The organism is Allobosea sp. LjRoot90 (assembly GCF_964254315.1).
Lineage (GTDB): Bacteria > Pseudomonadota > Alphaproteobacteria > Rhizobiales > Beijerinckiaceae > Allobosea.
This window is the reverse complement of the sequence record NZ_CAXUTF020000005.1, coordinates 1-13290: the sequence shown is the minus strand read 5'-3', so window position 1 is coordinate 13290 and position 13290 is coordinate 1. Positions and strand designations below refer to the sequence as shown.

General features: G+C 65.9%; 14 protein-coding genes. 10 read left to right on the top strand and 4 right to left on the bottom strand.

Translation table 11 applies throughout. The annotated features are described in order from the left end of the window. The first annotated feature begins 124 nt into the window (after positions 1-124). From ACSQ3M_RS18600 to ACSQ3M_RS18575, 6 genes are all read left to right on the top strand, one after another. On the top strand, positions 125-1042 hold the full coding sequence (locus ACSQ3M_RS18600) for a branched-chain amino acid ABC transporter permease (protein ID WP_436151564.1): 918 nt from the start codon (positions 125-127) through the stop codon (positions 1040-1042). Between the two features lie 10 nt (positions 1043-1052). After that, on the top strand, positions 1053-2222 hold the full coding sequence (locus tag ACSQ3M_RS18595; protein WP_436151563.1) for a branched-chain amino acid ABC transporter permease: 1170 nt from the start codon (positions 1053-1055) through the stop codon (positions 2220-2222). Between the two features lie 4 nt (positions 2223-2226). Next, on the top strand, positions 2227-3027 hold the full coding sequence (locus tag ACSQ3M_RS18590; protein ID WP_436151562.1) for an ABC transporter ATP-binding protein: 801 nt from the start codon (positions 2227-2229) through the stop codon (positions 3025-3027). After that, positions 3014-3712 (top strand): ABC transporter ATP-binding protein, encoded by a 699-nt coding sequence (locus ACSQ3M_RS18585; protein WP_284171972.1) that lies wholly within the window; start codon positions 3014-3016, stop codon positions 3710-3712. The genes ACSQ3M_RS18590 and ACSQ3M_RS18585 overlap by 14 nt, the downstream gene beginning before the upstream one ends. A gap of 21 nt (positions 3713-3733) precedes the next feature. Next, a complete protein-coding gene (gene argE, locus ACSQ3M_RS18580; RefSeq protein ID WP_436151561.1) occupies positions 3734-4882 on the top strand; it encodes an acetylornithine deacetylase in 1149 nt (382 codons plus the stop codon). Between the two features lie 72 nt (positions 4883-4954). After that, entirely contained in the window at positions 4955-5908 is a 954-nt protein-coding gene (locus ACSQ3M_RS18575) for a LysR family transcriptional regulator (RefSeq protein ID WP_436151560.1), read from the top strand. 15 nt (positions 5909-5923) lie between these two features. Here ACSQ3M_RS18575 and ACSQ3M_RS18570 read toward each other — a convergent pair whose 3' ends face one another. The 4 genes from ACSQ3M_RS18570 to ACSQ3M_RS18555 form a co-directional block, all read right to left on the bottom strand. Then, on the bottom strand, positions 5924-6598 hold the full coding sequence (locus ACSQ3M_RS18570; RefSeq protein ID WP_436151559.1) for a DUF1028 domain-containing protein: 675 nt from the start codon (positions 6596-6598) through the stop codon (positions 5924-5926). Positions 6599-6602: 4 nt separating this feature from the next. Further along, positions 6603-7019: a RidA family protein gene (locus ACSQ3M_RS18565; RefSeq protein WP_110490447.1), complete on the bottom strand. Its 417-nt coding sequence runs from the start codon at positions 7017-7019 to the stop codon at positions 6603-6605. 79 nt (positions 7020-7098) lie between these two features. After that, the gene (locus ACSQ3M_RS18560; protein WP_436151942.1) at positions 7099-8385 is read right to left on the bottom strand and encodes a flavin-containing monooxygenase; all 1287 of its coding nucleotides are present in this window, start codon (positions 8383-8385) and stop codon (positions 7099-7101) included. 197 nt (positions 8386-8582) lie between these two features. Then, entirely contained in the window at positions 8583-9467 is an 885-nt protein-coding gene (locus ACSQ3M_RS18555; protein ID WP_436151558.1) for a LysR substrate-binding domain-containing protein, read from the bottom strand. 108 nt (positions 9468-9575) lie between these two features. On the opposite strand from ACSQ3M_RS18555, the gene psrA reads away from it, so the two are divergent. From psrA to phnE, 4 genes are all read left to right on the top strand, one after another. Then, a complete protein-coding gene (gene psrA, locus ACSQ3M_RS18550; RefSeq protein WP_436151557.1) occupies positions 9576-10664 on the top strand; it encodes an iron-containing alcohol dehydrogenase PsrA in 1089 nt (362 codons plus the stop codon). A gap of 78 nt (positions 10665-10742) precedes the next feature. Then, a complete protein-coding gene (gene phnD, locus ACSQ3M_RS18545) occupies positions 10743-11618 on the top strand; it encodes a phosphonate ABC transporter substrate-binding protein (RefSeq protein ID WP_436151556.1) in 876 nt (291 codons plus the stop codon). A 29-nt stretch (positions 11619-11647) separates the two neighbouring features. Continuing rightward, positions 11648-12457 (top strand): phosphonate ABC transporter ATP-binding protein, encoded by an 810-nt coding sequence (gene phnC, locus ACSQ3M_RS18540; protein WP_436151555.1) that lies wholly within the window; start codon positions 11648-11650, stop codon positions 12455-12457. 15 nt (positions 12458-12472) lie between these two features. Further along, positions 12473-13276 carry a phosphonate ABC transporter, permease protein PhnE gene (gene phnE, locus ACSQ3M_RS18535; protein WP_436151554.1) on the top strand — a complete coding sequence of 268 codons (804 nt, stop codon included), beginning with the start codon at positions 12473-12475 and terminating at the stop codon, positions 13274-13276. Positions 13277-13290: the final 14 nt, after the last annotated feature.

The following is a 13290-nucleotide window of genomic DNA, read 5'->3' as shown; positions in this document are numbered from 1 at the left end:
TGCCTCAAGACAAGCAAAGCAGGGATTCCGAAATTGCGACTCTTGCCGGCTTCGGTTCTGGTGCACAGCGAAAACCAATTGCGGCACGTCCCGGCAGGGGCAGCGCAAACGCGAGGGGACGTGAATGACAGAGCAACTGGTTCAGCAGCTCCTGAACTGGATCACGCTCGGCTCGATCTATGCACTGGTCGCGGTCGGATTCAGCCTGCTTTTCGGCGTCCTCAACATCATCCATTTCTCGCATGGCGATGTGTCGCTGCTGGCGCCGTTCCTGGCGCTCGCGGCCGTGCAGACAGTGAGCGCATCCCTCGGCGGCTCGCCTGCGGTGGGCGCCATCGTGCTTTCGGTACTGCTGGCTGTCATCGTCACCGGCCTGCTCGGCGTGGTGCTCTATTATCTCGTGATCAAGCGCTTCCAGAATGCTCCCGCGATGATGGCGCTGGTCGCGACCGTCGCGCTCGGCATCGTCCTGCGCGAGTTGATCCGCCATTTGTACCCGCAGGGATCGAACCCGCATGCCGTGCCCAGGCTCGTGCCCGGCAGCATCGAGGTCCTCGGCGTCACCATCCCGGCCTTCAACCTCGTCGCGATCCTGGTCTCGGTCCTCTCGGTGGGCCTGCTGTTCTACATGCTCGAGCGGACGCGGCTCGGCCTGCACATCAAGGCCGTCTCGCAGGACAGGGATGCGGCCCGCCTCGTCTCGATCTCGCCCGCGCGGATCTTCCAGATCACCTTCTTCATCGCCTCGGCCATCGGCGCCATTGGCGGCCTGTTCTTCGCGGGCTATGCCGGCATCGTCCGCTTCGACTTCAGCGTCGACGTCGGCCTGATCGGCTTTTCGGCCGCAGTGGTCGGCGGGCTCGGCTCCATGCCCGGCGCGATCATCGGCAGCCTGCTCATCGCGGGCCTCGACACGCTGGTGCAGGCCACGGTCCCGAACGGCGCCTCTTATCGGCTGGTCTTCGTGTTCCTGCTCGTCATCTGCGTCCTCGTCTTCCGGCCTGCCGGCCTGCTCGGCCGCACCATCGTGGAAAAGGTCTGAGCCGATGTCCGTGTCCGTGACAGCGACGCGCGGAACCTCCGGCGCCGCCGCCGCTCTCTCCATCGTTACGCTCACCGAGATCGGCAGCGCCGCCTTCCTCAGGCAGTTCCTGCTGGTCGAAGACTGGCGCGTGGTCGTTGGGCTGCTCGCCTTCTTCGCCATCGTGCTGGTCGGGCTGCAACGCCTGCCCACGGTCGAGGCCCGGATCGAAAGCTCCTTCTCGGCCCAGAGCCGCTTTGCGACGCTGCTGGGCGTTGCGATCGTGCTGCTGTTCCCCTTCCTGCTGGAGAAGAGCACCTATGCGCTTCACCTGCTGATCATCGCGCAGCTCTATGCGGTGCTGGCGCTGGCGCTGAACTTCCAGCTCGGCAGCGCCAACATCCCGAACTTCGCGACCGGTGCCTCCTACGGCATCGGGGCCTATGCCTCGGCCCTGCTGGCCCTGAACTGGGATGTCAGCTTCTGGCTGGCGTTGCCGGCAGCGGCGGTGGTCGCGACGATCTTCGGCTTCGTGCTCGGCGTACCCTCGATGCGGACGCGCGACAGCTATCTCGCGCTGGTCACCATCGCCTTCGGCGTCGTCGTCCACCAGCTCCTCAACAATCTCGAATTCACCGGCGGCCCGAACGGGCTGGTCGGCATTCCGGCGCCGGAGCTGTTCGGGCATTCCTTCGCCTCGCCGCTCGTCATCTTCGGCCACTCGCTGCCGTCGCAGGCGAATTTTTACTATCTCTCGGCAGCGCTGGTCGGGGTCTCGATCCTCTTTGCCGCCAGGCTGCATCATTCGCGGATCGGGCTCGCCTGGAACGCGCTGCGCGCGGACGAGCTGGCGGCGCGCTGCCAGGGCATCAACGCGACCTGGTACAAGGTCCTCGCCTTCGTGGTCGACGCCTTCCTCGCGGGCTTTGCCGGCACGATCTACGCCTTCTATGTCGGCTTCATCTCGCCGGACAACTTCACCTTCCTGGTCTCAGTGACGATCATGACGATGGTGATCGCCGGGGGCATGGACAACACCCTCGGCGTCATCGTCGGCGCCTTCCTGCTGACGATGCTGCCGGAGAAGCTCCGCGCCTTCTCCGATTACCGCATCCTGTTCTTCGGCGTGACCGTGATCGCCTTCCTCATGATCCGCCCGCAGGGCATCTTCCCGCAGCGGCTGCGGCGCTACGGAGGCTAAGCTTATGTCCGCTCCCGTCATCCTCGAAGGCTCCGGCCTGACGATGCGCTTCGGCGGCCTCGTCGCCATGGCCGAGGTCGATTTCACCCTGCGCAAGGGCGAGATCCTCGGTATCATCGGCCCCAACGGCGCCGGCAAGTCGACGCTGCTCAACATCATCACCGGCATCTATGTCCCCTCCTCCGGCGAGGTGCGCCTGTCCGGCGAACGGCTCAACGGCCAGCCGGCGCATCGCATCGTCGGCAAGGGCATTGCCCGCACCTTCCAGTCGAGCCGGCTGTTCGGCGACCTGTCGGTGCTCGACAACGTCATCATCGGCCGTCACACCCACATGAAGACCGGGATATTCGACGCGATCCTGCGGCGATCCAAGGCCGAAGCGGAACTCGCCGAGGCGGCCGCCATCGCGGAGCGGCTACTCAAGGCCGTCTCGCGCGGGCTCTACGAGCAGCGCCACCGCCCTGCCGCCGAACTGCCGCAGGCCGACCGCCGGCGGCTCGAGATCGCCCGCGCGCTGGCGAGCGAGCCCAAGGTGCTGCTGCTCGACGAGCCGTCCTCCGGCATGGACGACGCCGATACCGACGCGCTGATGGACGACATCCGCGCGATCTGCGCCGAGCGGCCAGAGCTCGCGATGATGATCATCGAGCACGACATGCGCCTCGTCGCCTCGCTGCCGCACCGCGTGCTGGTGCTCGACTACGGCCAGAAGCTGGCCGAGGGCTCCTATGAGGAGGTGCGTCTCATTCCGCGGGTGCAGGAAGCCTATCTCGGCAGAAAGGCGGCGCAGAATGCTCAAGCTTGACAAGGTCGACACCAATTACGGTGTCGTCGCCATGCTGCGCGACGTCTCCTTCCATGTCGGCGAGGGCGAGCTGGTCTGCATCCTCGGCCCCAATGGCGCCGGCAAGACCACGACCTTCCGCGCCATATCGGCGCTCCTGCCCCTCGCGAAGGGGCGCATCGAGATCATGGGGCGGGAGCTTTCGAGCCTGCGTACCGAGGCGCTAAGCGGGCTCGGCATCGGCTTCGTGCCGGAAGGGCGGCGCCTCTTCGCCGATATCACGGTGCGCGACAATATCCGCCTCGGCTACGAGGCGCAGGGCCTGAAGGCGGATTTCGCCGATCGGCTGGACGAAATGCTGACCCTCTTCCCCCGCGTGCGCGACCGCATCGGCCAGCGCGCCGGCACGCTCTCTGGCGGCGAGCAGGCGATGGTGGCGCTGGCGCGCGCGCTCGTCGGCAAGCCGAAGCTCGTGATCATGGACGAGCCTTCGCTTGGCCTCTCGCCCAAGCTGATCGACGAGTATTTCGACACGGTCGCCGAGGTGAACCGCCGCGGCACGACGGTCGTCTTGATCGAGCAAAACGCCGAGACCGCGCTGTCGATCGCCAATCGCGGCATCATGCTGGTGAAGGGCCGCGTCGTCGCCTCCGGCACCGCAGCGGAGCTTCTCGGCAGCGACGCGGTTCGCCATCTCTATCTCTGACGCTCGCGCGATGCTGCCGACATGAACACGCTGGCGATCCTCGAAAAGCTGGTGTCCTTCTCCACCGTCAGCAGGGATCCCAACCGCCCGCTGATCGATTTCGTGCGCGCCTTCCTCGCCGGGCACGGCATCGAGAGCGAGCTCGTCGAGGCCGAAGGCGGGCGCAAGGCCAATCTCTTCGCGACCATCGGCCCGCGCGACCGGCCGGGCATCATGCTGTCCGGCCACACCGACGTGGTGCCGGCCGAGGGTCAGCCCTGGAGCTCCGATCCGTTCCAGCTCAGGGTGGCCGACGGCCGCGCCTTCGGGCGCGGCACGGCCGACATGAAGGGCTTCGTCGCCTCGGCACTGGCGCTGGCCGCGCGGGCCGCATCGCGCGACCTAGAAACGCCGTTGCACTTCGCCCTGAGCCATGACGAAGAGATCGGCTGCGTCGGCGTCCGCTCCCTGATCGATCTCCTCGCCACCCGAGGCTTCACCGCCAGGCTCGCGGTCATCGGCGAACCAACGCAGATGCGCATCGCGACCGGGCACAAGGGCAAGCTCGCCGCGCGGGTGACCTGCTGCGGCGTCTCCGGCCATTCCGCACTGGCCCCGAAAGCGCTCAACGCCATCCATCTGGCTTGCGATTTCGTCGGGGCCTTGCGGCGGCGGCAGGACGAATTGGCCGAGAGCGGCGCGCGCGACGACGACTACGACATTCCCTACACGACGATCCATGCCGGCGTGATCGCCGGCGGCACGGCGCTGAACATCGTGCCCTCGCTCTGCACCGTCGATTTCGAGATTCGCAACGTTGCCGCCGACGATCCGGTCGCGATCCTCGATGGCCTGATGGACGAGGCCGCTGCGCTGACCGCCGCTCAGCAGGCGGCACACCCTAAGGCCGCGATCAGGATCGAACGTCTGAACGACTATCCGGGCCTTGCCACACCGGCTGAATCCAAGGCCGTCCGCTTCATTGCCGCGCTGCTCGACGACGGTGCGACGCACAAGGTCGCCTTCGGAACGGAAGGCGGCCTGTTCTCCAGCCGCTTAGGCGTGCCGGCGCTCGTCTGCGGCCCGGGCTCGATGGATCAGGGCCACAAGCCTGACGAGTTCATCACGCTCGACCAGCTCGCCGCCTGCGACCGGTTCATGGCGCGGCTGCTCGACAGGGTCGCGGCCTGAGGCACAAAGCTGCCCGGCGCAAGCACATGAGCGCGCTTTGCGGCGCGGGCTCCGCGTGCTTTATGCTGCCACATGCGCTTTTCCCTACGTCAGTTGGAATATTTCATCGCAGCCGGCGAAACGGGCAGCATCACCCTCGCCTCCGAACGAATCCACATTTCCCAGCCTTCGATCTCGACGGCGATTTCACATCTCGAACGCGAACTGAAAGCCCAGCTCTTCATTCGCCACCATGCCCAGGGGCTGTCGCTGACGCCGGTCGGCCGGGCGCTGCTCGCCGAGGCCAAGCGCGTCGTCGCCCAGGCCGAGAGCCTCTACACCGTCGCCGACGAAACCAGCGGCCTGGTACGCGGCACGCTGTCCCTCGGCTGCATGGTGACACTGGCCCCGATGCTGGTCCCGGAATTGTCTCAGGGCTTCGTTTCCGCCTTTCCCGACACGAAGATCCTGCATATCGAGGGGCACCAGGAGGACCTGCTCAGAGGGCTGCGGCGCTCCGAGATCGATCTGGCCCTGACCTATGATCTGCAGATTCCCGAGGACATCGAGTTCTCGCAGCTCGTCAGTCTGCCGCCCTACATCGTCGTCGCCGAGACCCATCCTCTCGCACGCGAGAGCGCCGTGACGCTGGATGAGCTTGCCGATCAGCCCCTGGTGCTGCTCGACCTGCCATTGAGCCGGGAGTATTTCGTCGCCCTGTTCATGTCCGCCGGCATCACGCCGACGATCACGGCACGATCAGCCTATCCCGACGTCGTCCGGGCGATGGTGGCCAACGGCGCCGGCTATGCGCTGTTCAATGTCCGCCCGCGCTCGGATCAGGCGCTCGATGGCCGCAAGCTGGTCTCGATCCGGCTGGCGGGGCAGCATCGTCCGATGACGATCGGCGTCGCGACGCTGCGCACGCTGGCCAAGTCCAAGCTGATCGCGGCGTTCCAGGCGCACTGCCAGGCGCGCATATCCCGCTCCTATATCCCCGGCATGGTCGCCCCCGCCATGACCGAGCGCACGCGAATCGACCCGTAGACGGCTGTCGCTCTCTCACTCGTCTCCGGGCACGCCGTAGGACGGTGCCGCGCGCGGATCGAGCGCGCGCTGGATATAGGCGTCGAGCTGCGGCTTGTAGACGTCCCAGGCCGTCGCGATCGCTTCGATCGGGCAGTCTTCCGTCCAGTCGCAGCGCAGGTCGGCGACCGGCCAGCTCACCTTGTCGACGATCTTGAGCCCTGCCGAGCGGACCGGTCCCGCCTCGCCACCTGCGGCCAGGCCGGCGCGCATGGCGGCAATCAGCCGGTCGCCGAAATGGCCGGAGCTTGCGAGGAAGCCATCGACGATCGCCTGGGGAACGCCGTCATTTGCCAGAAGATTTCCTCCCGATGCGACGTTCTCGGCCTGCGCCGAGGTCCAGATACCGAGCGAGTTCGGCCCGGAATGGATCGCCGTCATCCCGTTCCGGTCGACCGCCAGCACTTGCCGGTATTCGATGAACCGGCCGCGCTTCTGGACCTCGGCGATCGCCTCCGCCGCGCTCCGGCCTTCTTCCATCAGGTCGAGGGTCAACGGACCCAGGGTCGGGTCCGTGACGTTCTGCGACGCCACCGCACCGACGCCCGCGCGAGCATAGGAGCAGCGAGCAGCGACCGCAGGCGAGGAGGACGAGATCGCGACGCCGAACATGCCTGTCTGTGCGCAGCGGGCGACCAAAGAAAAGGTCATCGGCTCAATCCGGAATGACGGCCGTGCCGTCGATCTCGACCAGCCATTCCGGCCGGGCCAGCGCCTGCACCACGAGCCCGGTCGAGACCGGATGCACGCCTTTGAGATACTCACCCATCGTGCGGTAGACGGCCTCGCGGTGGCGGACGTCGGTCAGGTAGACGACGACCTTGACCAGATGCGCCATCTCGCCGCCGGCTTCCTCGATCAGCTGCTTGATGTTCTGCATGACCTTGTGAGTCTGCTCGACCGGGTCATGGCTGTCGAGGTTGACGGCATCGTCGAGGTTCTGCGGGCACTGGCCGCGCAGCCAGACGATCCGGCCGCCTCGGGTGACGACGGCTTGCGCCAGGTCGTTGTCGAGCTTCTGCTCCGGATAGGTGTCCTTGGTGTTGAACTTGCGGATGCGGGTATGTGCCATCTCGGCCTCCTTGGTCAGACCATGCTCGACGCGAACGGCCCCGGGGCCCGCGCGCCGAACTCGGGTTCTTGTTCGACAGTCATGCGTTCGCGAGTTCGCGCTGCATGGCATCGTGATAGGCTGAGTAGCTGCGCTGGATCGTGATCTGGTCCGCAAGATATCTGGCGTCGTGCCACACGCCCCAGATAAAGGTCGAGCCGCGCCGCGACTGCCAGGGCAGGCCCAGGAAGTAGATACCGGGCTCGGACGAGACGCCGCGCTGGTGCTGCGGACGACCATTTGCGTCGAAGGCGTCGACCTTCATCCAGCTGTAGTCGGCGGTGAAACCCGTCGCCCAGATGATCGTGCCGATTCCGGCCTGCGCCAGGTCGAGCGAGGCGATGGGATTTGCCACGCAATCGGAATCCGCGACGATAGTGCGTGCCTCCGGTTCCTCCGGCAGGTCGAGGCCATTGCGGGCGATGTAGGCATCGGCCTCATCCAGCAAGGCGTGAAGATTAGCGTCGCCGCGCCGGAGATTCTCGACGAGGTCGGGCGCGAAGCTGACCACGCCGTTCTCACAGGCCTGCGTCCGTCCGACGAGGAGCAGTCCCCGTGCCGCCAGGCGCCGGAAATCGATCGTGTGGCCGCCATTCGCCCCGCTGACCGCGATCGTGACATGCTCCGTGCCCGGCTCCCGCGCGGCGGCATCCCACTTGCCGAGAACACCCAGCCACCAGCAGAAGTCGCGGCCGCGATAGGCCCGCGGCGGACGATCATGCGGCCCGACGGAAAGGTAGACGCGCCGCCCCGATTCCAGCAATTCCTCGGCGATCTGCGTCCCCGAAGAGCCCGATCCGACCACCAGAACGGCCCCCTCGGGAAGCTGGCCGGGATTGCGATAAGCGGTGGAATGCATCTGCAGCACGCCGGTTTCCGACGGAACCACCGGGGGGACGATCGGGCACTGGAACGGACCGGTCGCGACCACGATCCGGTTGGCCTCCATCATCCCCGCCGATGTCTCGACGCGGAACCCCGGCCGGCCAGCGAGCCGCTCGACATGCCGAACCTCTACGCCGCAGCGGATCGGTGCCGCGATCTTCTCGGCATAGGCGACGAAATAGTCGGCGACCGTTTCCTTCGGCGGGAAGTCGTTGGGGCCGACCTCACCATCCACGTCGGAAAATTCGAGGCCCGGAAAGCGGTCGTGCCAGGCCGGCCCGTTCGCGGCCAGCGAGTCCCAGCGCTCGGAGCGCCAGCGCTCGGCGATGCGGCTTCGCTCGAGAACGACATGGGGCACGCCGGCTCGGCCGAGATGCTCACTCATCGCGACCCCCGCCTGGCCACCGCCGACGACGAGCGTGTCGATCTGCTCAACTGACATTGTTCGCCTCTTGCCGAATCCGGAGGAATTCCCCTGCGGGAAATCCCAACCCCGGCCTTGGTCTACCGGCGGCGTCAGCATCGTAAAAATACGAATTCTTGCTGTGGTGATTTGGATTTTCCTAAACCCGGCACCTGGTCCCCGCCGCCGCCGGCACAGCCAGTGTCCAAGGATTCCCTGCCGCTATGTCACGATCCTCATATGCCGGCGTCGAAAGCACCACGTGTACGGCGAACGACATCGAGAAAGGCCTTGATGATCCGGCCGTTCTCGCGCTGTTTCATCACCACGACGTGCGCGTAGGTGTAGACCTCGGCACCGTCGATCGGGATCAGCTTCAGGTTATCGTCCGGAACGAACTCGGCCTCTGAGACATAGCTGATCCCGAGCCCGCGGATCACCGCCTCGCGGACGGCCTCGCGACTGCCGATCTCCATGACCAACCTGGGCTTGGTACCCGTCTCGGCCAACGCTCCCTCCAAGGCGCGCCGCGTCGTCGACCCCTGTTCGCGCACGATCATCGGCTCCCCTTCCAGCTCCGGCAGCCGGATGCTGCGGCGCTCGGCAAAGCGATGATCGCGTCGCACGAAGATCGCCACAGGATGGCGGCGATAGGGGATGGTCAGGAGCCTGTCGTCCTCATCGATGTAAGCGAGGACTGCAACGTCGCATCGGTAGGCGGCGAGATCGGCGAGTACCTCGGTGGAGTTGCCGATCTTCACGGCAAGCTCGATGCCCGGATAGGCCAGGTTGAAGGCTGCGAGCATCTCGGTGACGTGAACCGGCCCGACGGCGCCAATCGAAAGTCGGCCCGTCCTGAGCTCGCGCGATTCCGTCAGGAAGGCGAGCGCCTCGGCCTCCTCGGCGAAGAGGCGGGTGGTGATGGCGAGAAGCTGGCGCCCGGTATCGCTCAGCTCGCGCCGCCGCCCCCGCTTGACGAAGAGCTCGACGCCGAACTCCTCCTCCAGCGCGCCGACCTGCGCCGTCAAGGTCGGCTGGCTGATGTTGAAGGCGTCGGCCGCGGCGTTGAATCCACCCGCGTTCGCGACGTTATGGAAGGATCTGAGTTGAGTGTAACGCATAGATAATTTCTATCCATTCGGATCAAAAAATCAATTTGTTATAGGAACAGGGCTCTGTGAACATCCTCGCAACAGAGCCGGCAAGGCGCATTTTCGAGGATGGAACGCATGAACTGGGCGTACTGGAACCCCGTGAAGATCCGTTTTGGGTCCGGCCTGCTCGACGAGGTCGCCGGCCTGATCGGTAACCGCCGCTGGGCCCTCGTCACCTATGACCAGCCGCTCTTCCGCGAACTCTCCGTCCGGCTGACGGCAGTCGCCGGCGCGCCGGTCGTATCGATCACCAACATCGAGACCAATCCGGATTGCGCCGACCTCGCTGAATCCTGCCGCCAGTTCGGCACGGCCGAGCCAGCCGAGGTCATCGTCGCGCTCGGTGGTGGCTCGATGATCGATGCCGCGAAGGTGCTGGCGGCCAGCGGCGGCGATTTCGAGACCGTGCGCCGGCATCTGGTCGAGAAGACGCCGCTCGACGAGACCACGATCATCCCGATCATCGCCGTGCCGACCACGGCCGGCACCGGCAGCGAGGTCACCTCCTGGGCGACGGTCTGGGACTCGGCCAATGGCAGCAAATACTCGCTCGCTCATCCCAGGCTCTACCCGGAGACGGCAGTGCTCGACCCTGCCCTGACTGTCGGTGCGCCGCGCGGCCTGACGCTGGCGACCGGGCTCGACGCCCTGTCCCATGCGCTTGAAAGCATCTGGAACGTCAACGGCAATCCGGTATCCGCTAACTATGCGGTCGAGGCTGCCCGCGAGATCATCGATACGCTGCCGCGCCTGCTGGAGCGGCCGGGCGATGTCGAACTCCGGTCGCGGCAGATGCGCGCCAGCCTGCTCGCAGGCCTCGCCTTCTCCAACACCAAGACCGCGCTCGCCCACAACATCTCCTACGACATCACGCTGAAGAGCGGCACGATCCACGGCATCGCCTGCTCCTTCTCGCTACCGATGGTGATGCGCTGGGCGATGGGCGCGCAGCCGCAATGCGACGCGGCGTTGCGCCGGGTCTTCGGTCCCGATCTCGAAGCGGGGGCCGAACGTCTCGGCGCCTTCCTCAGGGATCTCGGCGTCGCGACCGATCCCGCCGCCTATGGCGTCTCCGCAGGCGAATGGAACCGCCTGGTCGGCAAGGCGCTCGAAGGCGAACGCGGCCGCAACTTCATCGGACGGCAGGCAGCCATGGCCGCCTGAGCTCAACACCGGCCTACGACGCCCACAACGGTTCACCGGCAGTTCGCAAAGATCGCCGGATCATCTTGGGAGGATGACATGACCATTTCACGCCGGACGATTTTGAAGAGTTCACTGGCCGCGGGAGCGGTGCTGGCGGCGCCGGCCCTGGTTCGCGCCCAGACCAAGCTGATCCGCGTCGGGCTGATCCCATCAGAGGATTCGCGGGCGATGCTGGAATCAAGCGCGCAGCTTCTCGCCGCGCTTGAGCGGAACCTCGGCATCAAGGTCCAGGGCTTCGTCGCCTCGGATTATAACGGTGTGATCGAGGCGATGCGCTCGAACCATGTCGACGTCGCCTATCTCGGCCCGTTTTCCTATGTGCTCGGCACCACGGTCGCGGCCATCGAGGCCTTCGCGACCGCCGAGACGGCCAAGTCGAGCCGCAGCTACTATCGCAGCCAGATCATTGCGCGGAAGGATAGCGGCATCAACGATTGGAAGGACCTGAAGGGTCGCACCTTCGCCTTCGTCGATCCGTCCTCGACCTCGGGGCACCTCTTCCCGAAAGCCGGGCTGATGAAGCTCGGTTTCGATCCGGAGAAGGATTTTGGCCGTGTGCTTTTCACCGGCTCGCATGACGCCAATGCGCTCGCCGTCGCCAACAAGCGCGTCGACGCCGCGACGATCGCCGACCGCATCCTCGATGCCGCCGTGCAGAAGAAGCTGGTCGATCGCGCCGACATCCACGTCGTCTGGGAGTCGGACCCGATCCCGGAATCGCCGACTTGCTGGCGCAAGAACCTGCCCGAGGATCTGAAGGCAAAGATCAAGTCGGCCTTCCTGGACATCCGCGACATCACCTGGGCCGACCAGGGCAAGCTCAACCGCTTCGTCGAGACCAACGACCAAGCCTACGACATCATTCGCGAGACGGCGAAGGTGCTGAAGCTCGATCTCACCAGGATGAAGTAGTCGCGAACGCGACCGGCGGAGGAAGCGACATGATCAAGATCGAAGGGCTGAAGAAGTCCTATGCAGGACGCCCTGTCCTGCAGGACATCGACCTCAGCGTCAAAGCCGGCGAGTTCCTCGTCGTGCTCGGCCCCAGCGGCGCCGGCAAGTCGACGCTGCTGCGCTGCATCAACGGGCTCGCCCTTCCCGATGCGGGCCGCACCGTCATCGACGGCAAGGTGTTCGATCTGAAACGGGGCGCGCGCGGCAAGCGGCCGGTGGCGATGATCTTCCAGCACCACAACCTGGTGAAGCGCCTGTCGGTGCTGAAGAACGTCCTCGTCGGCCGCATGGCCGGCCTGTCGTCCTTCCTCAGCATGCTGCAGCTCTTCCCGAGGCAGGATGTCGCGATCGCGCTTGACTGCCTGGCGCGGGTCGAGCTTGCCCACAAGGCGAACTCGCGCGGCGACCAGCTCTCCGGCGGCGAGCAGCAGCGCGTCGGCATCGCCCGGGCGCTGGCGCAGCAGCCGGCGGTGATCCTCTGCGACGAGCCGGTGGCGAGCCTCGATCCCAAGACCTCGCGGATCGTGCTCGGCTACCTCAAGGCGATCTGCAAGGAGGAAGGGATCGCAGTGATCTGCAATCTCCACCAGGTCGACTATGCCGTCGAGTTCGGCGAGCGCATCGTCGGCCTGAGCGGTGGCCGCGTGGTCTTCGACGACACGCCGGACAACCTGACCTCCGAGATCGTCCACCAGATCTATCCCGGCCTCGAGGACCCCGGCATCAGCCGCGTGCTGAAGCCGCGCCCGACCAGCCAGCCCGTGCTGGCACCGATGATCGCCACCGCAACCGCCTGACGGGGGGAGAAACCAATGTCGTTCGGAACTCTGCAACTCGTCATCCGCCCGCCACAGGGCCGCTTCGGCTGGTGGGGCGTCGGCTTCATCGCACTCGCCATGCTGGTCTTCCTCTGGTGGGCCGCGATCGGCTCCCAGATCAACGCCAGCAATCTCTGGAACGGCATCCCCTATATGGTGGATTTCCTCGTCCGGATGATGCCACCCAACCCGGAATTCCTCGAGCGGCTCTGGCAGCCGGCGCTGGAAAGCCTGCAGGTCGCGGTCTGGGGCACGCTGCTCGGCGTCGTCATCGCTCTGCCGGTCTGCTTCTTCGCGGCGCGCAATCTCAGCCCGAGCCCGGTCATCTATCACGCCACGCGTCAGGCGCTGAACTGCATGCGCGGCATCAACGAGATCATCCTGGCGCTGATCTTCGTCGCCGCCATCGGGCTCGGCCCCTTCGCCGGTGTGCTCGCCCTCGCCATCCATGGCGCCGGCATGCTCGGCAAGTTCTTCGCCGAGGCGATGGAGGATATCGACGAGGGGCCGCTCGAGGCCTTCCGCTCGGCCGGGGTCGGCCCATTCAAGACCTTCTTCTTCGGCGTGCTGCCGCAGGTGCTGCCGACCTGGCTCGGGACGATCTTCTACCGGCTCGAGACCAATGTCCGCCAGTCGACGGTGCTCGGCATGGTCGGCGCCGGCGGCATCGGCTTCGAGCTCGTCTCCTCGATGAAGCTCTTCAAATACCAGGACACCGCGACCTGCATCCTCGTGATCCTCGCCATGGTCCTGGTGGCCGACCTGATTTCGTCCCGCGTCAGGGCGCTGATCCGCTGATCGGCGCCGACACA

Coding starts and splice junctions, on each gene's coding strand:
- phnC (WP_436151555.1), top strand. CDS start 11,648: ATGATCAAGATCGAAGGGCTGAAGAAGTCCTATGCAGGACGCCCTGTC.
- phnD (WP_436151556.1), top strand. CDS start 10,743: ATGACCATTTCACGCCGGACGATTTTGAAGAGTTCACTGGCCGCGGGA.
- phnE (WP_436151554.1), top strand. CDS start 12,473: ATGTCGTTCGGAACTCTGCAACTCGTCATCCGCCCGCCACAGGGCCGC.
- ACSQ3M_RS18560 (WP_436151942.1), bottom strand. CDS start 8,385: ATGTCAGTTGAGCAGATCGACACGCTCGTCGTCGGCGGTGGCCAGGCG.
- argE (WP_436151561.1), top strand. CDS start 3,734: ATGAACACGCTGGCGATCCTCGAAAAGCTGGTGTCCTTCTCCACCGTC.
- ACSQ3M_RS18555 (WP_436151558.1), bottom strand. CDS start 9,467: ATGCGTTACACTCAACTCAGATCCTTCCATAACGTCGCGAACGCGGGT.
- ACSQ3M_RS18570 (WP_436151559.1), bottom strand. CDS start 6,598: ATGACCTTTTCTTTGGTCGCCCGCTGCGCACAGACAGGCATGTTCGGC.
- psrA (WP_436151557.1), top strand. CDS start 9,576: ATGAACTGGGCGTACTGGAACCCCGTGAAGATCCGTTTTGGGTCCGGC.
- ACSQ3M_RS18600 (WP_436151564.1), top strand. CDS start 125: ATGACAGAGCAACTGGTTCAGCAGCTCCTGAACTGGATCACGCTCGGC.
- ACSQ3M_RS18585 (WP_284171972.1), top strand. CDS start 3,014: ATGCTCAAGCTTGACAAGGTCGACACCAATTACGGTGTCGTCGCCATG.
- ACSQ3M_RS18565 (WP_110490447.1), bottom strand. CDS start 7,019: ATGGCACATACCCGCATCCGCAAGTTCAACACCAAGGACACCTATCCG.
- ACSQ3M_RS18575 (WP_436151560.1), top strand. CDS start 4,955: ATGCGCTTTTCCCTACGTCAGTTGGAATATTTCATCGCAGCCGGCGAA.
- ACSQ3M_RS18590 (WP_436151562.1), top strand. CDS start 2,227: ATGTCCGCTCCCGTCATCCTCGAAGGCTCCGGCCTGACGATGCGCTTC.